Source organism: Pseudoalteromonas sp. L23 (assembly GCF_021728455.1).
GTDB lineage: Bacteria > Pseudomonadota > Gammaproteobacteria > Enterobacterales > Alteromonadaceae > Pseudoalteromonas.
Genome location: NZ_JAKKCW010000016.1, coordinates 65,979 through 91,506, shown reverse-complemented (window position 1 = coordinate 91,506; position 25,528 = coordinate 65,979). Strand labels below are relative to the sequence as shown.

Annotated in this window: 18 protein-coding genes; 8 read left to right on the top strand and 10 right to left on the bottom strand. The window is 42.5% G+C overall.

What is annotated here, in order from left to right; all coding sequences use genetic code 11:
- The coding region (locus tag L3V43_RS20285; protein ID WP_237123943.1) for a transposase at positions 1-105 on the bottom strand (105 nt) is incomplete at its 3' end.
- A gap of 445 nt (positions 106-550) precedes the next feature.
- On the opposite strand from L3V43_RS20285, the gene L3V43_RS20280 reads away from it, so the two are divergent.
- A complete protein-coding gene (locus tag L3V43_RS20280; protein ID WP_102057712.1) occupies positions 551-3,400 on the top strand; it encodes a pitrilysin family protein in 2,850 nt (949 codons plus the stop codon).
- 91 nt (positions 3,401-3,491) lie between these two features.
- On the opposite strand, the gene L3V43_RS20275 is transcribed toward L3V43_RS20280, so the two are convergent.
- Positions 3,492-5,639, bottom strand: a complete 2,148-nt coding sequence (locus L3V43_RS20275) for a winged helix-turn-helix domain-containing protein (RefSeq protein WP_237117281.1) — start codon at positions 5,637-5,639, stop codon at positions 3,492-3,494.
- 1,632 nt (positions 5,640-7,271) lie between these two features.
- On the opposite strand from L3V43_RS20275, the gene L3V43_RS20270 reads away from it, so the two are divergent.
- From L3V43_RS20270 to L3V43_RS20255, 4 genes are all read left to right on the top strand, one after another.
- Entirely contained in the window at positions 7,272-7,511 is a 240-nt protein-coding gene (locus L3V43_RS20270) for a hypothetical protein (protein ID WP_237117280.1), read from the top strand.
- Between the two features lie 64 nt (positions 7,512-7,575).
- Complete coding sequence (locus L3V43_RS20265) at positions 7,576-7,818, top strand: hypothetical protein (protein WP_237117279.1); 243 nt, start codon at positions 7,576-7,578, stop codon at positions 7,816-7,818.
- 27 nt (positions 7,819-7,845) lie between these two features.
- Positions 7,846-9,654, top strand: coding sequence for an ankyrin repeat domain-containing protein (locus tag L3V43_RS20260; RefSeq protein WP_237117278.1), 1,809 nt, complete (start codon positions 7,846-7,848; stop codon positions 9,652-9,654).
- Positions 9,655-9,717: 63 nt separating this feature from the next.
- The gene (locus L3V43_RS20255) at positions 9,718-9,990 is read left to right on the top strand and encodes a hypothetical protein (protein ID WP_237117277.1); all 273 of its coding nucleotides are present in this window, start codon (positions 9,718-9,720) and stop codon (positions 9,988-9,990) included.
- A gap of 356 nt (positions 9,991-10,346) precedes the next feature.
- Here the strand turns inward: L3V43_RS20255 and L3V43_RS20250 are convergent, their stop codons facing one another.
- Genes L3V43_RS20250 through L3V43_RS20240 form a run of 3 tightly spaced genes read right to left on the bottom strand, consistent with a single transcriptional unit; the run spans position 10,347 to position 12,183 of the window.
- On the bottom strand, positions 10,347-10,889 hold the full coding sequence (locus L3V43_RS20250) for a cupin domain-containing protein (RefSeq protein WP_102057708.1): 543 nt from the start codon (positions 10,887-10,889) through the stop codon (positions 10,347-10,349).
- Complete coding sequence (gene mtnC, locus L3V43_RS20245) at positions 10,886-11,572, bottom strand: acireductone synthase (RefSeq protein ID WP_206471207.1); 687 nt, start codon at positions 11,570-11,572, stop codon at positions 10,886-10,888. The genes L3V43_RS20250 and mtnC overlap by 4 nt, the downstream gene beginning before the upstream one ends.
- Entirely contained in the window at positions 11,569-12,183 is a 615-nt protein-coding gene (locus L3V43_RS20240) for a methylthioribulose 1-phosphate dehydratase (protein ID WP_237117276.1), read from the bottom strand. Before L3V43_RS20240 ends, mtnC begins: the two co-directional genes overlap by 4 nt.
- A gap of 102 nt (positions 12,184-12,285) precedes the next feature.
- Between L3V43_RS20240 and L3V43_RS20235 the strand changes: the two genes are divergently transcribed.
- Positions 12,286-13,425, top strand: a complete 1,140-nt coding sequence (locus tag L3V43_RS20235) for a methionine aminotransferase (RefSeq protein WP_323054424.1) — start codon at positions 12,286-12,288, stop codon at positions 13,423-13,425.
- Positions 13,413-14,183: an amidohydrolase gene (locus tag L3V43_RS20230; RefSeq protein ID WP_237117275.1), complete on the top strand. Its 771-nt coding sequence runs from the start codon at positions 13,413-13,415 to the stop codon at positions 14,181-14,183. The genes L3V43_RS20235 and L3V43_RS20230 overlap by 13 nt, the downstream gene beginning before the upstream one ends.
- A 76-nt stretch (positions 14,184-14,259) precedes the next feature.
- Here L3V43_RS20230 and L3V43_RS20225 read toward each other — a convergent pair whose 3' ends face one another.
- The 5 genes from L3V43_RS20225 to L3V43_RS20205 all read right to left on the bottom strand — a co-directional run bounded on the left by L3V43_RS20225 (position 14,260) and on the right by L3V43_RS20205 (position 24,743).
- The gene (locus tag L3V43_RS20225; RefSeq protein ID WP_237117274.1) at positions 14,260-17,562 is read right to left on the bottom strand and encodes a methyl-accepting chemotaxis protein; all 3,303 of its coding nucleotides are present in this window, start codon (positions 17,560-17,562) and stop codon (positions 14,260-14,262) included.
- A 142-nt stretch (positions 17,563-17,704) separates the two neighbouring features.
- The gene (locus L3V43_RS20220) at positions 17,705-21,043 is read right to left on the bottom strand and encodes an amidohydrolase family protein (protein ID WP_237117273.1); all 3,339 of its coding nucleotides are present in this window, start codon (positions 21,041-21,043) and stop codon (positions 17,705-17,707) included.
- A gap of 132 nt (positions 21,044-21,175) precedes the next feature.
- The gene (locus tag L3V43_RS20215; RefSeq protein WP_174170265.1) at positions 21,176-23,335 is read right to left on the bottom strand and encodes an ATP-binding protein; all 2,160 of its coding nucleotides are present in this window, start codon (positions 23,333-23,335) and stop codon (positions 21,176-21,178) included.
- Positions 23,336-23,486: 151 nt separating this feature from the next.
- Positions 23,487-24,143 carry a response regulator transcription factor gene (locus L3V43_RS20210; protein ID WP_010606850.1) on the bottom strand — a complete coding sequence of 219 codons (657 nt, stop codon included), beginning with the start codon at positions 24,141-24,143 and terminating at the stop codon, positions 23,487-23,489.
- 228 nt (positions 24,144-24,371) lie between these two features.
- On the bottom strand, positions 24,372-24,743 hold the full coding sequence (locus L3V43_RS20205) for a histidine triad nucleotide-binding protein (RefSeq protein WP_174170266.1): 372 nt from the start codon (positions 24,741-24,743) through the stop codon (positions 24,372-24,374).
- Between the two features lie 173 nt (positions 24,744-24,916).
- On the opposite strand from L3V43_RS20205, the gene L3V43_RS20200 reads away from it, so the two are divergent.
- Positions 24,917-25,525, top strand: coding sequence for a DUF2057 domain-containing protein (locus tag L3V43_RS20200; RefSeq protein ID WP_237117272.1), 609 nt, complete (start codon positions 24,917-24,919; stop codon positions 25,523-25,525).
- The last annotated feature ends 3 nt before the right edge of the window (positions 25,526-25,528 follow it).

Sequence of the window (25,528 nt, the reverse complement as noted above, 5' to 3'; positions counted from 1 at the left end):
TTGGCCGATACCATGTTTACGGCAGATTTCTGGTACAGGAATACCTGACTCAGCTTCCTTGATCATGCTGACAATTTGAGTTTCGGTGAACTTGCTTTTTCTCATCTTAAATTTTCCTATTTTAGTTAATGGAAAATTCTACTTATAAACTGTTTCATTTTTTGGGGGAGTTACACCACCAACAAGCAATTGATGCTTTCTCACCCTTTAATCATGATTGATGGATTTATTATCTGAATTCGCGAGCTATTTCCGTACTCCGAAATGGCTTATAGGCTTAATGCTGTAGGTATAAAACGACATATTCGCATTGTTATCGTTATCTAACACTTCACTATTTGTTGTTCCAAAGGCTAAAAATAATTTCATTATTTTTGTAAATATTTGATTTTAAAGCTAATAAAAATAAATAAATTCATGATGACTCGATAAGCGACTTAAATTTCTTTGGCTTGTAATCTTGTTGCCAACAACGGGGAACGCTGAACGCTTCTAGCTTTGTTCCATACGAGATAAACGCCAAATTATAAAATAAATGTAAGGATTTTTTATGCTTTTAAACAAAGTTGCAATCGCAGTCATAATGGCCGCAACATTGAACGGTTGTAGTCAATTTCAATCTTCTGATGCGTCAAAGTACGCTGGTGCAACATTAGTGGAACAAAAAAACATTGAGGGCGGTGATATTGGGATCGCTTATCAAAAGTTTGAACTCGATAACGGTTTGACAGTTATTCTTCATGAAGATCATTCAGACCCATTAGTTCATGTAGATGTAACTTACCATGTTGGATCTGCACGTGAAGAAATGGGCAAATCAGGATTTGCACATTTATTTGAGCATATGATGTTCCAGGGATCAAAGCATGTAGCTGACGAAGAGCACTTTAAAATAGTGACGGAAGCAGGTGGTAAGTTAAATGCAACAACCAGTACAGACAGAACAAATTACTTCCAAACAGTGCCAGTAAATCAATTGGAGAAGATGCTTTGGTTAGAAGCGGACCGTATGGGATTCTTTGCTCAAGGTATTACTCAAGAAAAGTTTGAGATACAACGCGCCGCGGTAAAAAATGAGCGCATGATGCGATACGACAACGTCCCTTATGGGCAAGCTTTAGAAAAGCTGCACCAAGCGCTATATGACTATGGTCACCCCTATTCATGGATGCCGATTGGCTATATGTCTGATTTAAATCGTGCGAATTCAAATGATTTGAAAGCTTTTTTTAAACGTTGGTATGGGCCTAATAATGCGACGTTGACTATTGGTGGTGCTGTAACTCCAGATGAGGTTTTACCACTTGTACAGAAGTACTTTGGCTCTATTCCAAAAGGGGAGACTGTTTCAGATGCTGCAAAGCAACCCGGTACATTAGTTGAGTCTCGTTACGTTTCTTATGAAGATAATGTATCACTACCGATGCTTAGAAAAGTGTACTCAACGGTTTATATGGGGCATAAAGATGAAGCTGCGTTAGATGCGATTGGTTATTTTGCAGGGCAAGGTGAAAGCTCAGTGTTATATCGCGAATTGGTTGATACACAAAAAGCGGTAGCGGCATTTGCATGGCATCAATGCTTTGAACTATCTTGTCAAATGGCTTTTGGTGCACTTCCTCATCCGGTGAGTGGTGAGACACTGACTAGCTTAGATAAGCGCATTGATGAGTTAGTTGCAGATTATATTCAAAATAAAATTACCCAAGAAGATGTTGATCTTTTTATCACTAAAAGAGAAGCAGAGATTGTGAGAGCGCTGCAGAGCGTGGAGGGTAAAGTTTCTATGCTGGCTAAATTTGAGACTTTCCATGAGAATCCAGGTTTCCTAACTCAACAGCTTAAAAATGTTAAAGCTTTGAAAGTTGGAGATATAAAACGTGTATTTGAGCAATATGTTGCTAATAAGGCGAATGTTGTATTGAGTATTGTACCAAAAGGAAAGCCAGAACTTATCGCGCAGCAAGACAACTATACGCCGAAGTTTTATGAGCCTAAAGCAACTGAGGAAGTACGAGACGAAGTACAACTTCCCTCGATTACTGATAGTTTTGACCGCAGCATTAAACCGCAGGCAGGTGTTGCAAAAGCAATTACATTGCCAGACTTATGGCAAGTTAAAACTGATAATGGCATAGACGTATTAGGAGCGTTTGATACCGAAACGCCAACCACAACATTGCTACTTCAGATCCCTGCTGGTCGTTTATATGACCCTGAAAATAAAGCAGGGGTCGCACTTTTAACGGTGGAAATGTTGGGTCAAGCTACAACACAGAGTACGCCGTCAGAGCTGGCACAGCAATTGGCAAAATTAGGTGCTGAGATCGCATTCGAAGCGAAGTCTGAATATATTGAGATTAAGCTATCCACATTAAGTAAGAACTTAATCGCGACACTAGATATCTTGTCAGAAAAGTTGTTACAACCAAAGTTTTCGGAGTCGGACTTCGCGCGAGTTAAAAGCATGGTTTCAGAATATAGTAAATCTGAACGCGATAGCGCAAAATTTCTGGCAGATAGCGCATTATCTCAGGTGATGTATCAAGAAGGAAACTACAGTAAACCTTGGTTGCCGTCTCAAGCAGAGCTTGCGACTATTGAACTTGCAGATGTTAAATCATTTTATGCGCAGCAGATACGTCCACAAGGTAGTAAATTATCAATTGTATCCGATGTTGCACAGTCGAAATTGATGTCGGCATTAATTAGTGCACTATCACAGTGGCAAGGAAAAGGTGAGCTGGACATGGCGCTTCCTAAATTTGCTCCTCTCGATAGTAATATCGTGTATTTGGTACATAAAGAGAATGCACCTCAGGTCCAGATCCGTGTTGCACGCCATGCCGCTGCGGAAGATTTAGCTGCGGAGCACTTTAAAAGTCAAATCATGAACTTTGCCTTCTCCGGCAGCTTTAACAGTCGAGTGAATCAAAACCTGCGTGAAAACAAAGGATATACATATGGTATCGGAGGACACTTCTCTGGATATGGTGATGCCGGTCAGTTTGTCCTCGCTTCAGGCATTAATGCAGCAAACGTTGCTGATGCGCTGACAGAAATCCAACAAGAGCTTAGCAAGATTAGTGAGCACGGATTAACTGATGAAGAAATTCAATTCACAAGAAATTCGATCGCGCAAAGAGATGCGCTGAAATACGAAACACCAGCGGCAAAATTAAACTTCTTTGCGATGATGCATGCCCATAATGTTGATGCTGATATTGTTGATGTCCGAGCTAAAACAATTGAAACAGTTGGCAAAAAAGAGCTTAATCAGCTGGCGAGCAAGTACTTTACTCCAGCCGAGATGACTTATGTTGTAGTTGGTGACACCAACACGCTAAGCAAGCAGCTTGAGGGTAAAGGCTTCACTGTAAAGCAACTGACTATTCAGTAGGTTAGTGTAATAGAAAGGATCCCAACCATGGCGAGCTTATAGAGCTCGCCATTTTTCGTTATAAGCCTATCGGTCGGTAAGCTTTACCTGCTTAGCGGTGATATAACTTTATCTCATTGTGGTATCTCGTGAGGTAAGAAATCAGTAACTTGTCAGCATGAGCATCAAGGTAGTAAATGCTAGATTCGGCATTCACGCTGGCTTTGATATCTAAGATGGTTGTTATTTGTTGATTTGCGTCAAGCTTATATACGTATTGCCGATTATAGAGGTAGATTGCACCATTGGAGGCGGTGATCGTTGGTCTTACTTTTACTTCATTGGTGCGGTTTGCAAGCTCGGATCCGGATATCAAAGGGGTCATTTGAGCCGTTTCTATATTCAGTAACGAAATATTCCGGTTACTTGATAAGGTTACTAGGTGATGGTCGTCGTACCAATCAATACTCACGATGTCATCAACCGTAATGATTTTGTTATTTTTGTCATTCAGAAAAGTAACCTCAATAATTTTGTCATCAGTTACCTTGTGAGCCCGCAGTTGAGCAACCTTATTTCCGCCAAGCCGAGTACCACCATTCTGTTCGTTATCGGGCAGAGTTATTAGCACATCAAGAGACTTCCAATCTCTCACTTCAGTTTGTTTGTTGGCGACATGTTTGACGAGAATTTGCTGATTGCTTGGATCTGAGTCGATAATGGAGTAGCCCGAACTTAATGCCGCTATGGGTGAATATCGATGGCTTGAGTCTATATGCATGACCCCGTAAGATTCCACATCTTTGAAAATGGAATCATTGTAGGCAAATTCATTATCCCCAAGGTAAGCCATAATTACTTCGTAAATATTCGGTTTGGCAAAGAGGGTTGATTTACCCGTATTAAGATCGATGACATAGCTGTCATGGTCGTAGCCGTAGGTCGTCATGAGCAATTGGTTTTCTGACATTGGCAAAATGTACGAGGTGGGCTCGACCGCAACTTTTACGGCAGGCAGCTCCGTTAAGCTTTGCATGGAATAGCGTTTGATTTCACTGGTGTTGTGATCAAACCACAGCACACTTTTTTGTTTAGTATTCCAGTTCGCAGCCCATAGCAAATGCGGGAACTCTGCCAATTTTAAGGTCTTTTGCCCTGTTGAAGTGGTCACCAGTAGCTCGACTTTATCACCGATATTACGAGTAAAAATTAGCTGGTGTGACTCAGGGATAATTGCTAAAAGCTGATCCCCAAAACCATGGTTATTCGGTGTTGTGATCCTAGTTTCTTGTTGTTTTTCCATATTATAGCTATAAATCGCACCTAGGTTTGGTACGTCTAAATAGCCTCGTCGACTGTATATCAGATGGTCTTTTCCAAAATCAAACAGTGCGTTAATTAGGCCGCCAGAACAGCGAAAGAGTAACTGGTCATGAGCGCCTGTTTTTGGAGATAACTGGTGGCGGCGGTATTCGCAGATAGGGTTTTCCCCTTCAGATCGGTATAAGTAATAAACCCATGTACTGTCAGCCGACCAACCTAAAATGTTGCTGCCATTCGGCAGGCTAAGTGCTCTTTCATGTTGGGTGGTAAGATCCATGAGCCTCACCTCCCCTAACGCCCCAACTTCATTGGTATCAGCTTTAAAATTATAGGCTAGGTAACGTTGATCCGGTGAGTTATACAGTTTGCCATGATGACCTCGATACCAAGATAGTATTTGATTATGGAAAATCTCAGCGGATGGCTGTGGCTGTGGCTGTGGCTGAGGTGCACTTTTTATCTGGAGAGTTTGCTTTGTGACGAAATATAGCACGGTGATCAAAGCGGCGAGCGCAATTAAGGTGCCACAGAGTATTCGCACTCGGTAAGACTTGCTTGCTTCGCTGTTTCCTGTGGTGTCAGATGTCTTACTAGATAGCTCAATCGGTTCAGGTGCCGGTATCGTGAAACTGTAGCCTTTGCGATAGTGGGTTTTGATCGTTGGTTGAGGTTGCAGATCACAAGCCAACTGCTTTCTTAACTCGAAAATGACTCGGTTAATTGTATTGTCGTCGACAAAGTTAAGTTGCCAAACATGTTCAGCCAGTTCCTGCCGCGTAATGATCCGCTCTTGGTTACCAATGAGATACATAAGTGTTTTAAACAGCAGAGGCTCAAGTTCTTTACGCTCGTGTTTGTTGTTGATGGTTTGTGTTGCCGTATTAAGTTGCCAACATCCTATATCAATATACTTTGAGTGTGTTGCTTCAAAAACCATGAAAATACCAAGTTAGTAATCAAAAAGGCGGATATACAAATTTCGATATTATCAAAGATTTCAAAATAATATTCAGCTGTTATTGCTTATATCATTAGAAATTAATAGTTTCCCATTATTGCATGGTCACAAAACCTTCATTTCAGCTTTAGGGACAAGCTGCTTTACTATAGAGAATTTGAAGTAAGGTAAAGTAGCTAATGAAGGGATGGTTCATTATCGGTGTGGTTGTACTGGCCTTATGCAGCTGCCACTCTATTCAGCCGCAAAAAACCTACATCCATATAGTTGCAAGTTGCCCCCCTCAGGTGTTTGAACAATTGTTTATTGATGCGACAGATAGCTTAGTTATATCGTCCTCTGAGGCTGAAATTCCTACCGGCATGCACACTAATACTCTGCTTTTTTCACCGCTGACAATGTCTTGAGATCTTGTGGATAAGCTTTTGTTTGAGTTGAACGACGCGGGATTTAAGTTTCAAGCCGATTTCTTCGGTAAATATAATCACGCTTATCGTGATAACCATATAGGCGTGTATTTTGTTGAAGGTTGTGAGTATTTTATGCGCAAGTGAGATAGATATCGAGTTCACGATGTAATGGGTAAACTATCGAACGTAAAGTGTATAGGTATTAAACAGTTACCGTTATATTTAAAAAACGATGCTGGTTGCTTTATTTTGGTTAGAGTGTTGCATTTGTGAGTTATACCAATTTGTCTTAATACTTGCTCAACCTGAAGGAGCAAACCTGACGCTAACTATGTTAAAAACTTCTGATTGAGAACAACTAAGTAGAAAAATTTTGCCTTGCTTACATGGATGTAGATACCTTGGAGGCAATAGAACGCGGTAGCCGTGTTATCGACAATGTTTTATCACCTCATAATAGGGTACTTAATTAATCAAGTTGGCCTTAAAGTCGGGATAAATAACTTACTTTGATAATTTTTATTGATATAGCGGTAAGTGGTAGCCTAATAAGTTCTATTAAAAATTTTTTATTTATGTCTTATTCAGTAATGTGAAAGTCTAAGTCGTTAAAGTGTTTGTTAATTCAGTGGGTTGTTATATTTAACTCCATGCTTTGAATTGCTTTATAAAAGTTTTAATTTCTAAACCCGATTATCAAGTTCTTATCAATTTGTTATTTGCTCATGATTTTTTGTAATAAGGTGTTGAAAGTAATTGTTATTTTGTTTTTTTTGGAAGTTTTACTTTCTTCTTTATAAGTGTATTTTTGTGATGGCATCTCTCTATTGTTGAAGACCCACTCAATTATTATAGGTATTGGTGTGTCAAGTTTGATGCTTATAACGCCTATAAAAAGTTAGTCAAATACATACAAACCGTAACAAGTAAATAAGGTGAAAATAAAAACGCTTGTATTGAGCTTTATAGTGCTCGTAGCTACCCAAAATGTCACTGCCGTAGAAAGAATTGACGTGATAGGTCATAAGCCATAAGCCATATCCAATGCGGACACTATATCCGTGGGAAGGGGGGTAACTCTAGTAATAGCGCTGGCGCTTGGGGTGGTGGTAGCGGTGGTGCAAGCACGGCATCAAAACAGAAAACCGATGAAGAAAAAAGAAAGAAATACTTAGCAGGTATTGATTCTCAAGGAACTTGTGTGGCGGACCGTAAATACACTATTAGTCAATTACATCATGCGTGTATTGGTGCTTCTGGAGTATTGGGTATTGCTGCTGGCGGTATCTCTTTAGGTGCAGGTGGGATGGCAGGTGTTGTTTCAGCAACAGCATGCAACATGGCAAAAGAGCATGATATACATAATGCAGGCAGTTATTGTTCAAGCAAAATTGCCAATCAGAAAAAACGTGTGCTAGAGCATAGCAAAGGTGATGTATAGGAGCACATTTTGCGCCTATACATCGTACCAGTGCTGACGATATATTAATGCAAGGAGCAAAATATTGAGTAAAAAGTCACTTTTAATTGCAAGCGCTACATTGTTAGTACTGCTCTGCCTTTATTGGACATACCTCGCCTTTGACAACATCGAGGAAAATGTAATAACTCGTGAGCCGTTGCAGTCAAATAACATTGGACAATATCAGCATACAAGCTCGGGAAGTGTTGCAACTCAGCCAGAAGAAACGCTCAGTGTGATGTGTAATGACTATGCAAGTGATATTGATGATATGGTAAGCTGGTAAGCTCTAGCTGAGCAGCGTATTCAATATATGTTTTCTTCTATGCAGCATCAGGGATTAGGCGAAAACCAGCTAGATTATATTTCAAAAGCTGCGGGCCTAGGTATACTTAGAGGTCGAATGCTAAGGCCTGAATCGAAGTATTACCAATCGGTAGATGCAATCCCTCACTACGCTAATGGTATTTTATCTCAGCGACAGGCTGATATGTTCTGGGCCTACCTTAGAAGTCAAGACATCAAAGGGTTAATAACCGCCTATCAGCAAAATCAAATACAAGCCAGCAAGCGTGTTTCTGTCTACGACACACCAGTGAGTCTCATATTGACGCAACTTCAAGGTGACAATTCCAACGTTATTTCAGAGCTTACCTCGAGCGGTATTTTGGTGACATATCAAGACTTGGTTACAGCCACGCAACTAGGTATCGCTCCAACCCTTATGGCCCAGTTACTCGATGCAAGCGGACTAACACCGAGTGAAGTTTGGTATGACTATGAGTTAGAGCATTATACATCACTAACAAATGTTGCTATTGCTGCAATTAACTCTGAATTAACTACGTTTTGGCTTAAAGAAGGAAGTCCAGCAATTGCTGACCCATTTTCGAATAATGCCCTCGATTTACTCTCACCAGCACCTACAGACAAAGCTGATGAAGTAGAGTCTATCATTCTTTTATTACTAGCAAATGGGGTGCGCCCTTCGAACGAACTTAGTAGTAAGAGGCTTCTTCACTGGCTCTCTGATGGTACTCTCGCGCAATATAAGACCCAGCTTCAACACGTAGAAAATGCAATACCGTCAGAATGGCAAGATGAGATTGAATCGGGTGTCGATAAATTATATCGCGCCGTTTTATCAGACATAGTAGCTCCTGAAAAGTTGTCTAAAGCCCATCCCTGCTTTCACTCTGTCGGGCGAGCAAAAATACAGCTAGTATTTAATCGTGAGCACGCATATGAACAGCTAAATAATGAGCAGTTACAGGCCGTTAATGTTAAAGAGATAAAACAGTCAGCTGAGAGTTTGGTTACTACAGTCACTGAACAGAATACTGATCCAAGCATGATAGTCCGTGTTTTAGGGCAAGAACCTGATTTGCTGAACAAAATGGCAGTAGACCATTATCGTTATGAGCAATTAAAAGCTTTGCTGGCGAGACACACCGAACAACAAGCGCAGTTAAGCGATGAAGAAAAGGCAAAGCAAGCCAAGTTACAAGAGGCGATCACAGAAGCCTTTACGCTGGCACAAAAAGGTAATTGGCAGCAAGCTGCAGATCACATGACTGAACAAAATGCGCAAATAGAGCAGCAAGAAATGCTAAACGCTTTATTGACCATGGCCATTTCGACAAATGCCAGTATCGATGAAATAACTAGATTACTTGAAAAAGGGGCACGGCTAGGTCCCCAAACAATATTAAATTTAGTGCGAACGCACAACCTTCCACTAATTAAGGCGCTCGTTAAATATGACTTGGATTTACATTTTGTTGACCCACTAGGTCGCAATGCGTTGCTCTATGCCGTTTTATTACGCACTCCAAAAATCATGACATATTTGCTGAGACATAAGGTTTCAGTCAAGCCAGATCCCTATGGGCTAGATGCCTTAGACTTCGCACTAGAGCAGGTTGAAAATGGGGCAAGTGCCATGGAGTTAGCTGCTGGGAATAATATGAGTTTGAATGACAGCTTTTTCTATATCTCTCAGCTGCTCTACGCGGGAGCCCCTATTGAATCAAGTCACAAACAAAGGGTTGCTGCGTATCAAAATAGCAACCCGATACTATACAAAGAAATTATTTCGGCCTTTCCGAGCTTTAAACTATAGTGTCGTCTTATTTAACCTAAACCAAGAAAACAATAAGCGAATCAAACTTTAAAAGGTATTATTATGGAAAAACAAGAATTGAAATCAATAGAATTAGATGAAATTATTAAGCAATTAGAACGAGCAAATAAGGTTGAACGGAAGAAAAAAATTGAAGTCACAGGGTGTGTTTTCTTGTATCTTGCTCTCTCTGTATTTTTAAACTACTTTCCATACATGTATAAATCTGTGTTATTTGGGTATACAGCGATAACGGTGATGTATTTACTTTTGAAACAGCATCAGCAGCAAACATCAATAAACTTACTCATCAGTGCGCTCAAAGAAATTAAATAATTTTGTATTTTAATCAAATTTCGAGCCGATTAGTTGATAAGGAAGCTTTCTTGCAGTTAGGTACAAAAAGTTAACGAATTTTAGGGAAAGTATGCGCATTTAAGGACTTAGTTTTGATAAGTGAAAATGTTCATATCAACGGAAACGTAGATTGAAAGTCAGGCCTCTCCAAGAGTTTACCTATTATGTCAGTGCCATGTTGGTTTACTTGCTTTTGTAATACAAATATTGAAATGAGTCATGAGGTAAAATCTGATGATGGAATTTGGTGTGTATTTTGTTGAAGGTTGTGAGCCTAGCATGAGTAAGCAAGTACTCACAGTGCTTCGTTAATACTGTGAGTATTCAGACTTGGATTAATCAAGTAAGGGAAACTGCTTTGCAATGTCAGAGTCCGTGCTTTTCGCAACCCAGCCCTCTTGATTATTGAACAGGCGAATGGCAGTAAATTCTGGATCGCTACCCATATCGAACCAATGAGGCGTATTTTCTGGCACTGAGATTAAGTCGCCTTGCTGACATAAAACTTGATAAACTTTGTCGTTTAAATGCAGGCAAAATAACCCCTGTCCTTTAACAAAAAAACGCACTTCATCTTCGCTATGAGTATGCTCAAAAAGAAACTTTTGTCGCAACTCCGAGGCACTAGGGTTGCCCTTTGCAAGTGAAATCACGTCGACAGTTTGATAGCCGCCTTGCGTCTTTAATCTTTCAATATCGCTCAGGTAGGCATTAATAATGTCGTCTTGTGACATTTCAGCTGTGATATCGGTGCTAGTCTGCCATTGTTCAAAGCGTACGCCTTGCTCTGCGAGCAAAGATGCGATGATGTTTGCGTCTTGCTCTTGTTGTAAAGCTTGGCTTGGATTCTGTACCTGGTAGATAGTCAGTTGACTCATGAAAACGCCCCTTCATCAAAATGGTCAAAGCTTGATATAACTGGATGTTCAGGTGATGTTGCTTGTGCATCTCTAAACAGTTGTAATGTTTGCATGCCAGCGGCCTTTGCCGCGTCTAGCTCGGCAACGATATCGCTTAAAAAGAGTATTTGCTCTGCTTCATACGGTAGGGCTGCAATAATGTTCTGATACGACGAGACTTCCTGCTTGGCACCCACTTTAGTATCAAAGTAGTCGCTAAATAGCGGGCGAATATCACCATAGTCTGAGTGCGCAAAAAGTAGCTGCTGCGCTTTCACTGAACCCGAGGAATACACGTAGAGATTGCGACCATCCGCTTTTTGTTGTGTTAAAAACTGGTAGGCATCTTCGTACAAATGTCCGGTAAAATCGCCGTTTGTATAGCCAAACTGCCAAACGAGACCCTGTAGCTGTTTTAATGGCGTGATTTTTTTATCTGCGGCGATCCACTCAAGTAGCGCGGCAATCACGGTATCAATATCAGCGTTGGCATTATCCAATTCTGCTCTGACGGCACTAATTTGCTCGACAACGGCGGCGTCATGTTGATGGTCGCGAATAAATTGCGGTAAATGCGCAGCGGCATATGGGAATAGTATCTCTTTAACAAAGGAGATGCGGGTAATTGTCCCTTCAATATCTGTTAAAATGGCTTTGATCATTGGCGCCCCTCCAATTTGATGCGTTCTAATTCGCAGGCAAATAAAAACTCTAAGCCCTCAATATGACGACGAGTTTCTTGCACTGTGCGGCCCACGGCGTATAACCCGTGACCTCGGATCAATACACCGTGTACAACTGGTGTAGTTTGATGAGATTGCGCCACCCGCTGTGCTAGTCGCTCTATATCCTGATCGTTATCAAAAATAGCAATGGATAGGGTTTCTTCATGGGATTGAATGCCAGACAGTGACTTTTGCATTTCATAACCACGGATCTGAAATTGATCGCCTTGAATAAGCCGTGATAACACAGTCGCAGCTACGGAATGCGTGTGTAATATACACTGTGCACCCGCACATAAATCATATAATTTTAGGTGCAATGCGGTTTCGGCTGAAGGCTTGCCACTACCGGCAATGATGGTGCCTGTGGCGTCTAATTCCAGAAATTGTTCTGATGTTAATTTACCTTTATCAAAGCCGCTGGCCGTGACAACAAAGCCAGAGTCTGTTTTGATAGAGAAATTACCACCAGTCGCGGGAACCCAGCCTTGCTGAGCAACCCAAGCTCCTGCGTCGATAAGCGCGAGTTTTGCGGCTTGTGTGTGCATAGTTAACACCTATAAATTAAATGCGTTTGGACGGCTATACATCTATTTTGAGCAATGATAGCATCCACTCACGATTAGCACCATAAGAAAGAGAGTGTTGCAGTGAAAAGTAAGTTACCTCAGGTTGGAATTAGTATATTTAGCCAAATGACGGCATTAGCGAACGAGCATGGTGCGATCAACTTATCGCAAGGCTTTCCGGAGTTTGATGCACCTGATTACCTAAAATCACAACTGAGCCACTACGTTGGCGAAGGTCAAAATCAGTATTCACCTTCTGCTGGCGTACCGAGCTTGCAAGCACAAATTGCGGCATTAATTGAACGTCGTTATCAGGTGAGGGTTTCAGGACAAGAACAGATCACGGTGACCTCGGGCGCAACGGAAGCACTCTTCGTGGCAATTCAGGCAATAGTATCTGAAGGGGATGAAGTTATTGTATTCGATCCGGCTTACGACTCTTATGAGCCTGCAATTGAACTTGCTGGCGGGAAAGCCGTGCATATTGCATTGACTGCGCCGCATTACCAAATTGATTGGCAACAAGTCGCAGCGAGTATCAACCCAAATACCCGTGCTATTATCATCAATACACCGCATAACCCGTCGGCTAAAACGCTGAAGCCGTCAGATTTAGAGCAACTAAAACAGCTGCTAAATCAGCATGACTTGTTATTAATCAGTGATGAAGTATACGAGCATATTACCTTTGATGATTTGCCTCATCTGAGCGCATTAACTGATCCAGCATTGTTTGAGCGTGCGTTTGTGATCTCTAGCTTTGGTAAAACCTTTCATAGTACAGGCTGGAAAATGGGCTACTGTGTGGCGCCAAAGCAAATGACTGTTGAGTTTAGAAAGATCCATCAATATGTAACGTTCTCAAGCTTCACTCCGGCACAACTTGCATTGGCTGATATGCTTGCTGAACACCCTGAGCACGTTGATGAGCTGAGTGGATTTTATCAACAAAAACGCGATGTACTGGTTAAGGCGTTAGCGTCAAGCCGATTTACGCTATTACCAAGTGAAGGGACTTATTTTTTGCTTTTGGATTACAGTGAAATTTCTGATCTTGATGATGTTGCCTTTTGTCGCTATCTGGTGGAAGAGGTTGGGGTTGCGGCAGTGCCACTCAGCGTTTTTTACCAACAAGCACCTGAAGACAAGGTCATACGATTGTGCTTTGCTAAGGAAAACCAGACATTAGAAGAGGCTGCAAAACGCTTATGTCAACTTTAACCGTTACCCTTGTGCAAACAGATATCCAGTGGCTTTCACCTGAGGCCAACTTTACCCATATTGAACGTTTGCTAGAAAATGTCGAACCAAGCGATTTAATTTTTCTACCAGAAACATTTGCTACCGGCTTCGCCGTAAAAGAGCCGGATGTTGAGCGCTATGCTGATGCAGCCATCGAGTTTTTACAGCAATGTGCTCAGCGCTTTGGAGCTGTTGTTGCGGGCAGCATACTGGTTCCGCAAGGAGATAAAAAGGCCAACCGTATGGTGTGGTGCCAGCCGGATGGAAAGATACTTCATTATGACAAAAGACACTTATTCTGTTTGGGTAATGAGGGTGATTTTGTGGTTGCTGGTGAGCACCGTGAAGTGTTCGAATTAAAAGGCATTAGATTCTTACCGCAGATCTGCTATGACTTACGTTTCCCAGTATTTCAGCGCAATCAGACCGATTATGAGGTTATGATTAATATTGCAAACTGGCCAGCGGCACGCCGAAATCATTGGGATACTTTACTGGCTGCTCGCGCAATCGAGAATCAGTGCTTTGTGCTTGCGGTAAATCGCGTAGGTGAAGACGGGTATGGCACTGCACATAATGGCGGTACCAAAGCGGTTGATTTCAATGGTAATAGTCTTGTGTCGGCAGTAGATAACCAAGCTGAGGTTATTACCGTAAAGCTAAAACTGAGCGATTTGCAGCAGTATAAAGCTAAATTTCCAGCCCACCTCGATGCGGATAAATTTACGCTGGCATAATACACATTGGTACAGGCATAGCATGCCCAACTAAAAGGCTTAGTTGGGCATGCTCTAACTCGAAACTCAACTGGCCCTAAGATGCATTATATCGATGCACAAGCAATTCACCTTCTCTACCTGTGGCGCTGTAATCATTTTTTGATAAACGGAAATAGCTCAACTGGGTACGCATTTCATGGGCTTGCTCAGCCATTTGTCTCGCTGCTGCCATCGTTTCTTCGGTAATTGCAGAGTTTTCTTGAATAAGATCTGTCAGCCTTTGCACCACCAAATCCACTTCTTTAATGGCTTGCTGCTGCATTGAAGTCGACTCATTGATTTTAATGATGTTGTTATTTACATCACTCACGGCGCCAACGATTTGTTGCAGCTTTTCACCGGAACTATTGGCAAGTTCAGTCCCTTGCTCTACCTTCTGATTACTGTTTGAGATAATTTCTTTGATTTGCTTTGCTGAGGCGGCGCTACGCCCTGCCAGCTCTCGTACTTCGTTTGCAACGACTGCAAAGCCACGGCCATTTTCTCCCGCTCGTGCCGCTTCAACGGCAGCATTGAGTGCCAGCAGGTTGGTTTGAAACGCAAGTCCATCAATCACCGATACAATCTCATTAATGTCTTTACTGGCTTTGTTCACCTCAATTATTGCGGCTACGGTTTGGGCAGATAAACTGCCTCCTTCTTTGGCTATGTTTTCTGCGTTTGTTGCCAGTCCTACGGCATCACCAGATTGGTTTGAAACTTTAGTGAGTTCATCTAACATATTGCCGGTGCTGGCACTGGCTTCTTCTAAGTTTGCAGCTTGCTCTTCTGTGCGTTGGCTGATTTCAGTGTTACTCGCCGCTATTTCTCCGGCACTTTGAGCAACATAATTTGCAGCGGCTTGGATCCCTTCGATTACACTGGTGAGTTTTTTAATTGTGGTATTGGTGTCATTTTGCAAAGACTTAAACACGCCAAAATATTCACCATTTACTTGATTACTTAAGTTACCCTGAGCAACGTTGGCCAACACGCTGCTCACTTCGGAGATAGCGTCGGATACTTGTAAGGTCGATTCATTTACATTCTCTTTAAGTTGTTGCAGTTGACCTTGTAGTGGCAACTCTATTTTTTGACTAAAGTCTCCTTCGGACATTGCGCCCATTACGCTGCCGAGTTCTTCGATGACCTGATTGAGGTTCTCGACTGAACGGTTGATATCACCTTTGAGATTATCAAGCTGGCCAGACATCGCAGATTGAATGGTTCGGTCAAATCGACCATGGCTAATAGCCATCATCACCGTAGAAATTTCCGAGATAGCAACATCAACGGCGGTCACAGAAGCATTGATATTATCTTTAAGTTGCGCGAGTTGGCCCGTTGCTACCACATCCACTTGTTGTTTAAAGTCGCCGTTGCTGACGCCAGCCATCACAGTGCCTATTTCTTTCATTACTTTGTCTAGGTTTGCCATGCTGGAGTTGATATCTTGTTTTAAGGTATCTAATTGGCCTGCGAGAGGGGCATCGAGTTGCGCAGAAAAGTCGCCTTGGCGTAGTGCAGACATAATCGTGCTGATACCGTCAATCGCACTGCTAAGGCTGCGTACGGAATTATTTACCGAATCTTTAAGTTGCGCTAATTTTCCTTTAGCGGGCACGGTGACTTGTTCCTTAAAGTTACCTTGCTCAATATTGGTCATCACATGAACAATACCGTTCATAGTCGAATTAATCGATGCCAAAGAATCGTTAATATTATTTTTGAGCTTGTCTAAATCGCCAGACATGGGGGCATTAAGTTTGGTATCGAAGCGACCATTAGCCATATCAATCGAAATTTCATTCAGCTCAGAAATCGCTCGGCTTAACGTATTAGCACAATGGTTAGTGGCTTCTTTTAGGGTTTCAAGCTCGCCCCGACACGGTACTTTGATGCGGTCGTCAAACTTGCCCGAGGCCATTTGATTCATGACGCGATTAGCCTCTGTGATAGAAAGCTGTAGGGCATCCAGTAGAGAATTAAATGCCTGTGCACTATTGCCTATTTCATCATGGCTACGAATGGGCGCTCGCAATGAAAAGTTACCTTCCTGTTCAACTGATTTCATGGTTTCTACCAACTCGTGAACAGGTTTGGTAAGCGTTTTTGAGAACCAGTAGGCGACGATCAGTACTAATACTATAGTGACCGCTAAAATAATCATCAGGTATTGAGATAGTGAGGTGATAGAAGCAAACGCTTCCGCTTCGTCAATTTCGGCAAGCAGTGCCCAGCGCGTATTAAAGACTTCCACTGGTGTATAGGCAGATAACACGGCTTCGCCGTTGTAGTCTTCAATAACCTGTTGTCCAGATTGATTATTTAATGCTTGAGAGACTGCAAGGGTGGCTACCTTGCCGCGTTCAGGGTATCGAAATGAATTCACCACGGAATGATGTTGTGGATCTAAGAATGAGTCTGAACGCATCAGGCCCTCAGGGCCAACTAGGTAGGTTTCACCACTTTCTCCCAAGCCTTCTCGCTCGGTCATAATGGCATTGATGGCATCAATAGATAGCTGTGCAGCTACAATTGCAACGGTTTGGCCATTCACCACGATAGGTTTGGCAATAAAACTAGCGGGTGCATTATAGGAGGGGAGGTATTGTTTGTAGTCTGCGAAAGCGCTGATTGTTGGATCCGTTGAGTCCTTCAGTTCTTGATAAAGAGAAGCTAGATTACTATTGGCATAAGGACCTGTTTCTAGTGACGTAGCAAAATCAACCTCTTTAAATACAGAATAGACAATATTTCCATTACTTGGGTCAATGATAAAGATATCGTAAAACTCATAAATGTCGGCGATGTTAAGCATATATGGATGGTAACTGCGGTGAGCAAGGTCATAACTATCTAAGTGACCGGTTTCAATAAATTTGTATTTTTCACCAACTGGGTAGGGGTTGCTTGCTAAGTAACGTGCTTGCAGCGCAAGCCCAGACTCTGAAATGTTACCAATTAGCCTTGCTGTGCTCGTATCTTCGGGGTTTTCTTGATTGAATTTAGGTACGAACACTTCATCATAAAATCGAGATAATTTGGCATAGTTAATATCGGCCTGAGCGCTAGGAAAGCTGGTAATAAACTCTTGTGCAATCACAGGAAGTAATGGGTTTGCCGTAAAGGCATCGAGTTTATCCTCAACGGTCTTAAAGTAACGATTAACCGCGCTTTTTTTGATCTCACTAACGGCACCAAGTTGTGAATATACTTGCGCTGTCATGGCATTCGATGCGGTATTAAGTGCGATGGAAATAATTACTATCAACGGCACGAGCGCGACGATTAGAAATGCAAAAATCAGCTTTTTAGTTAAATTAAGAGAGTTAAAAAATTGCGAAAACCCAGACATAACCTAATTCCTTGTTGCTATGGAAGTACCTATAACAGCATAGAACAGTATTGATTAAGATCTAGACAAAAAATAAAAAACCCGGCTATCTAGATAGCCGGGCTTGTAAACTTAACGTTTCACGCTTCAATCGTGCTACGTATTAGTGTTTCCAATGATAGGTATGGGCCTTTTCTTCCATATACTCAGCAGTTGCTGGATGCATTTGGGTTTGTGCGCCATTTTCAAAGAAGAAAGGCTGACGTTTATTGTCATAGTTGCCGATTTCATTCATGGTGGCCGCATCGTAAATACGGCCATTGATCACGGTGTAGGCAACTTTCTCTGAATCACGGATGTTAGACAGCACATCACCATCTATGATGGCAAGATCGGCGAGTTTTCCTTGTTCAATCGTACCAAGGTCACGGTCCATACCTAGATATCTTGCACCGTCGATTGTACCGCTGCGAAGCGCCTGCCAAGGTGTAAACCCGCCTTGTGCCATAGACCATAATTCCCAATGTGCAGCTAGACCTTCACGCTGGCCGTGAGCACCAATGTGTACAGTCACACCCTTATCGCGAAGCTGTTTTGCGGTTTTGGCGACATTGATATGGTTATAGTGACGTTCAGGTGCTTTGCTTGGACGAATTGATCTTGGCTTTACCACATACTCCGGAACGAAGCTCATTAAGCGCTCGTTTTCCCACACATTAGTGTGTTGATACCAGTATTCTTCGCCAGAGATACCGCCATAGGCAACAACAAAAGTTGGCGTAAAGCCAACGTTTGTTTGTCCCCACATTTGTTCGATATCAGAGTAAATATTCGGGATAGGTAGGGCATGTTCAACACCGGTATGACCATCGACTATCATGTTCATGTTGTGTTGGAATTTTGAACCACCTTCAGGCACAACCATGATTTCCATGTTCTTCGCCGCTTCCAATACTTGCTGACGTGTCTCACGGCGAGGGTGGTTGTAACTCTTCACTGAAATAGCGCCAGCGTCTTTTAGGCGTTTAACGTGGAACTCTGCGTCTTCAAGGTTACTGATTGGTGTTTTATAACCCGGCGCGTGGCCAGCATATAAAATACGTCCAACAGAATAGGTACGTGGCGCGACCGTTAAACCCGTTCTTTGTAGTTCTGCCATAGAAAATACCTCGGCAGAGTTATTTGATGGATCATGGATAGTCGTTACACCAAAGCTAAGATTAGAATACTGATTCCAGTTTTGCTGTGGCTGTAGGTTATAGCTACCGTAACTGCCATGTGCGTGGGCATCGATAAGGCCTGGGATCACGGTTTTACCGCTAATATCTATTACTTTAGCTGTGCTAGGAACGTCTAGCTCACCTTGCTTACCGACTGCAACGATGCGATTCTCTTTGATTAGGATCACACCATTGTCGATGATTTCTTGTTCGTTCTCAGCGTTACGCATAGTCACTACTTTACCGCCGACTAACGCAATCATACCTTCAGGCTTATCTGCTTTTTGCTCAAAACTCAAGTCGATACCTTCAGCGGTTAGCTCGTCGGTGTTGTCAGATGCACCATCGACGAAAGCGAAAGTATCAGTCAGTTTGCGCTGATAAAGTGTGGGACCAAATGCCCAAGTTAGCGCGCTGCTGTCTGCTTTCCAATTTAGGAAATCACCAGAGTACTTTGACACCTGCTTAACTGGGAAAGCTTTCTCACCCTTGTTAATGGATAAGGTTTTACCTGTACTGGTAAAAGGTGCAACAAACGTATTGAAATGCTCGATAAATGCAACATATTGGCCATTTGGAGAGACCTTAAAGTCAAAGACGTAATCACCTTTGAAGTGGCTACGTTCTTCTTGACCATTGAGGTTAACACTTTTTAGTTCGCGATGTGTTTCATCACTCATGGTGGAGAAGTAAATGCGCTCAGAGTCGGCTCCAAAGTGCGGATTGTCGCCGCGTTTAATGATGCGTTTTGCTTCACCGCCGTTGGCATTAACTAGATAAATCCCTGGATGCATTGACCAGTCACCGCTTAGCAAGTAGCCACCAGTTACCTTTTTAAATAGCACGTTTTTGCCATTTGGTGAAAAGCTAGGTGAGATATAGTGACCAGGTTCTTGGGTGATCACTTTACCTTTACCACCGTTTGCAGACACAACACGTATTGCGCCTAAGTCTTTATCACTCCAAGTTGTGTAAACGATAGACTTGCCATCGCGAGAGTAGCTTGGGTAGAACTCAAAGTGGTCGGTTTGCTTAGTGAGGCGTTTTACTTTGCCTGACGCAATGTCTTTTACGTAAAGGTAGCCAAGCGCTTGGAATAGTGCAGTTTCACCATCAGGAGAAATTTGAGACCAGCGTGCAAGTTTGACTTTAAAAGTGTCAGGCGCGACATCTACCGCAAAGCGTAGCGCCGGTGTGATTTGTTTTTCAGCGACAACGCGAGTAGGGATGACGTTGACCTCGTGCGATGCGATATTGACGCGGTTGAATACCCCTTTCGCCCAAAAAACGAGGGATTTACCATCCGGCGTGTAAGCAAAAGAAGGTGTGTTACCATGTGCGCCATTGGCTTCTTGTAAATCGCGATCAAGGCCGGCATAAACACGAGTTTCGACGCCAGAGTGTAAATCTTTAATATATAAGGAACCGATCATTTCGTTGCCGTTATCTTCGCGTTTAACAAACGCAATAGATTTACCATCAGGACTGACGGTTGGACGAATAGCACCGCCAGCACCACGGATCACTGTCTCTTCTTCACCGGTTGCTAAATCCCAACTACGAATTTCGAATACAGCGTCGAGCGAGTTTTTGTTATATTCCCAGCGCACGCCAGAGGTCGCATCAACTGAGTAATAGATTTTCTTGCCATCGTGAGAAAAAGCGGGCTCTGCAACGTTCTTTTGCGATTTTGCACCATGTAGACGCTCGCGAACCAACACGCCTTTACCGCCGCTGATGTGATACATACGAATAGAGCCACCTGGAATGGTACGCCCCGTTACTTGACCTTGCTTAACTGCAATGTATTGACCATCAGGCGACCATGCAGGGTTGTGAACAATATTATTCACTTCTTTTGATACCTGACGCAGGTTTTTGCCATCTACGTCCATCACCCACAGGTTATCGCCACCTGCGCGATCGGAGATAAATGCGATGTGCTTGCCATCAGGCGAAAACTTAGGTTGAATGTTCCAGCCCATGTCGGATGTTAAGGCTGTTGCTTTACCACCGCCAATTGGCATGATGTAAAGGTCGCCAAGCATATCAAAGACGATGCTTTTACCATCAGGGCTAACATCTAAGTTACTCCATGTGGTTTCGTTGGTATCGATGGTGATGGTTTGCTTTTCACCTGGTGGGTTGAGCACATCCCAGCCTTTGGTTGACTTCTCTTCTTTTTGCGTGGCTGTAACGGCATCATCAGCGCTGGCTGGCTGAGCCAAACCAATCACAGCAGCACCAATAGCAATGGCTAATGGTGATTTAAAAAATGACATAGATGTTCCCTTAATTTTATAGTTATTGCCCAAGGCGAGCAGTTTGCCTCGGTTAAATTAGCGTTAATGTATATGCTTACTAAGCATGAACAAGTTTTATTATGATGTCGAACAACATGCGTTTAATGACGCTTAACCTATCGCCTCTTTACGAACAAAGTGGAGATATGCAGCGAGACTGTCTTGCCATAGCGTCATGGCTTCTGTGAGTTCATCATGGCAGGATTTGCCATCCAATAAGCGGCGCTCTGCTTTTTTCAAATTTGAACCATAGCGGTTAAACCCGAGTTGTAACGCGGTGCTGGCTTGACGATGAAGCTGTCTAATACATTGATCTTCGTCTTGCTCTAATAGCTGCTGAATATGGATGAGTTTATTACGAGCCGACAACACAAACTCGTTGTAAATCGAAGAGACTTCATCTTCACTAAATCCAGACTTTAGGGCATTTACAGCCGTTTCATCGTATAGGATATCGGGCAACTCGACGCTGACATTGGCTTTTTTGGGAGACTGAGACTCGCTAAGCGCTTGGCGTAATTTTTCTTGCTTTATCGGTTTGCCAACAATATCGCGAATGCCGAGTGCTAAGTATTCTTTAACCTCATCAGGGCTGAGGCTTGCGGTAAAGGCTAGGAAAGGGGTTCGTTTGTTTTTATGCTCACAATTTTGTAGCTGCTTTAATACTTCTTGCCCGGAAAGATCGGGTAAGTTCATGTCTAACAACACCACATCGAAATGGTGCTGTATTAGCATCTCGATGGCGCTTTTACCATTGGTTGCCAATTTAACCTTATGCTCATCTTCTGCCATAAACTCAATAGCGATTTTTTGGTTGAGATCCAGGTCTTCTACCAACAGTACTTTCAGACCGGTGATACAGTTATCGTGCTGCGGGCGCTGCTCTACTAAGCTCAGTTCACCAATGTTTAGTAGTAAATCAAAACTGAATGTACTGCCTTTGTTAAGCTCACTTTGGATATCTAGTTGTGAATTCAAACGGTTGAGTAGGCGACTGGTAATGGCAAGACCAAGGCCTGTGCCACCCTTAACTTTACCTGCACTACTTTGTACGTATGGCTCGGTCAGTTTATTAATATCTTCACTATCAATACCTGGCCCCGAGTCCGTAATGCTAAAACGCACTTTATGCTCAATTTGTTGGTCTTTTAAAATCTCAACTTTGAGCTTTACTTCCCCTTTATCAGTGAACTTAATGGCATTACCAACGAGGTTAATAAGAATTTGCCTCAGCTTTTGTTGGTCAAAGTAATAGCACACCTGATCGGGCAGTTCGTACACCAGTTCAAAGTGTAGTCTCTTTTGCTCTGCAAGCGGGCTTAGCAATAAGCAAAGGTTTTGTAGCCAACTTCTAAGCTCAACATCCTCTTCGTACAAGGCTTCATCACTTTGCTCCAAACTGGCGTAGTCTAGTACTTTATCAATCAGTAAATTTAGCGACTCTGCAGAGTTTACGATAGCCTCACAGTAGGCCTTGTTGCGACTATCTCTGGTGCGTCCCAGTACAAGTTGGGCGCTGCCCAAGATACCGTTAAGCGGAGTTCGTATCTCATGACTGATCGTTGATAAAAACATACCGCGCAGCTCAAGGTCTTGTTGTGCCTTTAATGCAAGTTTATTAAGGTTTTGTTCTCTTTGCTCGTTACATAACAGCGCCATGCCGGTGGCATAAAAAATAGGAGCAAGGACGCCATTGAAGAAAATAGTGATGGTAAACCAGTTCTCTTTGAAAAGCGTGAAATGCGTCACTTCTCCCATTAATAGGGTTCTGCCGGTAAATATCACCAATATAATAAGTAGAATGGTGATATAGACTATGCTGCCGTTAGGGTATTTATTTCGTGCAAAGCGGATAAAGAAATAGAGCAGGAGTGTCGCTTCAGCTAAGTGTTGTAAGTCTGAGATAAGGATTCTGTCTCTCAGGCTAGGAGAGAAAATACTGCTGTACATCAACAAGATGAAAAGCCCTGCTGTAACGCCGAGAAACACTTTAAAGGATGGGCCTTTAACCCCTAAAAACTGCCTTATCGCCATACAGTGGATGATGGAGGCCGTGAATAGCAAGGTATTAGCAATGGGGATAGTTTCCCAATTGTCAAAATAGCCGTGTAGTGCAAAGGAAGAAATCGCACAAAGCAAAACCAGAGGGTAAAAAATATAGAGCAGCGTTCCGGGAGTGCTTTTATTCGCTCGCCACGTTAAAAAGGTAAGGAGTGCCATCATTGCCGTCATGACGAGGCTGGTTAGGTAGAGGGTTTTTGGGTCGAGCATTTACCTAAAACTGCTTTTTGTTGCGAAAAAACTTAGCATAGAGGTATTCGTTGAGGCAGTAAAGCCCGTATGAAACAGAAGCTTCGATATCACGATGTCAGCGCTGTCTTCCCCCGCCGACTTGCGTCAGCAGGTTAAAGACATATGAAGCTTAGCGAATTTCGTCAGGAATATTCTGCTGAGCCCATGAAAGGAGTTCGATACGGTTACGACATTTGGTCTTACGAAATGCACTGTACAGATGCGTTTTCACCGTATGTGGACTGATATTTAGCTCTTCAGCGATCTCTTTGTTTTTCGCGCCTTTACTCATTAGCGCGATAATTGCTTTTTCTCGCTTAGTGAGCTTAACAGGTTCGATATCACCTTCGGTTAGTTTATGTAATGCATCCTTATTGAATTGCAACATGCGATTTAACACATTACACATCACGTCACGGCGATACCAAAGTTGATCTTCAAGCAACAAACGGATCCCTTTCATTAGCACGTCGGCGTTGTCTGTCGTGTAAAATACACCACGAATACCGCTTAGCAGCGCACGATTGGCAAGCTCCGGGTTTTCATCTAAGTTGAATAGCACGATATCGCATTTAACTTTGAGGTTGACTAGTTGTTCTTTTAATTGACCCCAAGAATCGTTCACTGCGGTTTCGATGAAAAGTAATCGAGTGCCTTCAGGCACATCTGAGATATCAGTTCCGATAGTAACATCCAACCCTTGGGTTTTTAACAAAGGTTGTAACACATTGATACCAATGGTGTTAACCGGTTCTTTATCTAATAACAAAAAAGCACTACTGCTCATTTTTGGACACACTCTAATTTTTCCGATTTCTCAATGCTAACATGGGATTCAGACCTTTTGTATTAGAATTTTTAGTACAAGATAGAGAAATCCGCTATATAACAAAGTGAAATAATAAATCGAAATTATGTACAGAATATGTATTTAAATGTAATTTGTTGAAATAAGTAAGTTTTTAACAATTGCTGTTAATAACTTACTTATTTACATTGCTTAACAGAGAATAATCTAAACTGGTACTTTTTTCGTATTTTGATAAGGCGGCCAGCCCATTTCTTTTCCAGCTAATACATGTAGATGAAGGTGATATACGGTTTGACCACCGTGATCATTACAGTTCATCACCACGCGATATCCATCTTCCGCAAAGCCGTGCTCTTTCGCTAATTTGGCGGCAACAACATATAAATGACCAACAAGGTGAGCATTTTCTTCCGTCACGTCATTGATGGTCGCAATTGCTGTTTTAGGAATAACTAAGACGTGAAATGGCGCTTGTGGATTAATGTCTCTAAACGCGAGTGCTTGTTCATCTTCGTAAATGATGTCTGCTGGGATCTCTCGATTAATAATTTTGGTAAAAATAGTTTCTGAACTCATGGTCCTTCCTTATCTGCCATATTGAATTGCTCTAGCATAGCTAACTCTCAAAGAGACTCAATAGATTTGATGCGTTATTCTAAAGCGCACCAATTAAAAGGGTAGAGATATACGCAGGTATGCAGTAATCTCATCAAGGTATAATGATTTGGTTTTCACGAAGGAGTGAATAGATGCGCTTAAAATATACGCTTGCGACCGCTGTTTTACTGTTGTCACCGCTTTCACAGGCTGCGTTGCTAAGTTTTCCTGAAGAAATTATTCCCTTGCAAGTTGATGATAAAACCATTGAACACTCATTCTTCTCCAAAGTACGAGAGCTGGACTTAGCAAAAGGGGAGTATGCGGTCAAAATGCGTTATACCGATTTGTATGAAGTGGGCTATGACGACCACGAAACCATAGAGTCGAAGCCATTTTGGGCAAAAGTAAGTATCGATCAAGACGGCGAGTATGAGGTTGAATTTAACCGACCTGACAATGTGGTTGCGGCAAAGGCATTTGCAGATCAGCCGTTGATTATGTTGCAAGCACCCAATGAATCGTTAGCGACAACATTGGTGGTGACGCAAGAAAGACCAAGAGTAGCGACAGCGATAGCAAGTGAGCCATCAACACCCACTGCACCACGTTATTCAACGCCAAGCACTGCCACAAGAGCCGTAACGCCAGCGGTGCCTAAGTCAGCACACCCAGATGTGGTTGGCATGTTGGACTATTGGTGGCAACAAGCAACCCCAGAACAAAAACGGTTGTTTTTAGAAAAAATAAAGGGCAATTAAGCC

Excerpts from the sequence above, each read along its gene's own strand:
- L3V43_RS20280 (WP_102057712.1), top strand. The coding sequence starts at position 551 with ATGCTTTTAAACAAAGTTGCAATCGCAGTCATAATGGCCGCAACATTG.
- L3V43_RS20275 (WP_237117281.1), bottom strand. The coding sequence starts at position 5,639 with ATGGTTTTTGAAGCAACACACTCAAAGTATATTGATATAGGATGTTGG.
- L3V43_RS20260 (WP_237117278.1), top strand. The coding sequence starts at position 7,846 with ATGTTTTCTTCTATGCAGCATCAGGGATTAGGCGAAAACCAGCTAGAT.
- L3V43_RS20255 (WP_237117277.1), top strand. The coding sequence starts at position 9,718 with ATGGAAAAACAAGAATTGAAATCAATAGAATTAGATGAAATTATTAAG.
- L3V43_RS20250 (WP_102057708.1), bottom strand. The coding sequence starts at position 10,889 with ATGAGTCAACTGACTATCTACCAGGTACAGAATCCAAGCCAAGCTTTA.
- mtnC (WP_206471207.1), bottom strand. The coding sequence starts at position 11,572 with ATGATCAAAGCCATTTTAACAGATATTGAAGGGACAATTACCCGCATC.
- L3V43_RS20240 (WP_237117276.1), bottom strand. The coding sequence starts at position 12,183 with ATGCACACACAAGCCGCAAAACTCGCGCTTATCGACGCAGGAGCTTGG.
- L3V43_RS20230 (WP_237117275.1), top strand. The coding sequence starts at position 13,413 with ATGTCAACTTTAACCGTTACCCTTGTGCAAACAGATATCCAGTGGCTT.
- L3V43_RS20225 (WP_237117274.1), bottom strand. The coding sequence starts at position 17,562 with ATGTCTGGGTTTTCGCAATTTTTTAACTCTCTTAATTTAACTAAAAAG.
- L3V43_RS20220 (WP_237117273.1), bottom strand. The coding sequence starts at position 21,043 with ATGTCATTTTTTAAATCACCATTAGCCATTGCTATTGGTGCTGCTGTG.
- L3V43_RS20215 (WP_174170265.1), bottom strand. The coding sequence starts at position 23,335 with ATGCTCGACCCAAAAACCCTCTACCTAACCAGCCTCGTCATGACGGCA.
- L3V43_RS20210 (WP_010606850.1), bottom strand. The coding sequence starts at position 24,143 with ATGAGCAGTAGTGCTTTTTTGTTATTAGATAAAGAACCGGTTAACACC.
- L3V43_RS20205 (WP_174170266.1), bottom strand. The coding sequence starts at position 24,743 with ATGAGTTCAGAAACTATTTTTACCAAAATTATTAATCGAGAGATCCCA.
- L3V43_RS20200 (WP_237117272.1), top strand. The coding sequence starts at position 24,917 with ATGCGCTTAAAATATACGCTTGCGACCGCTGTTTTACTGTTGTCACCG.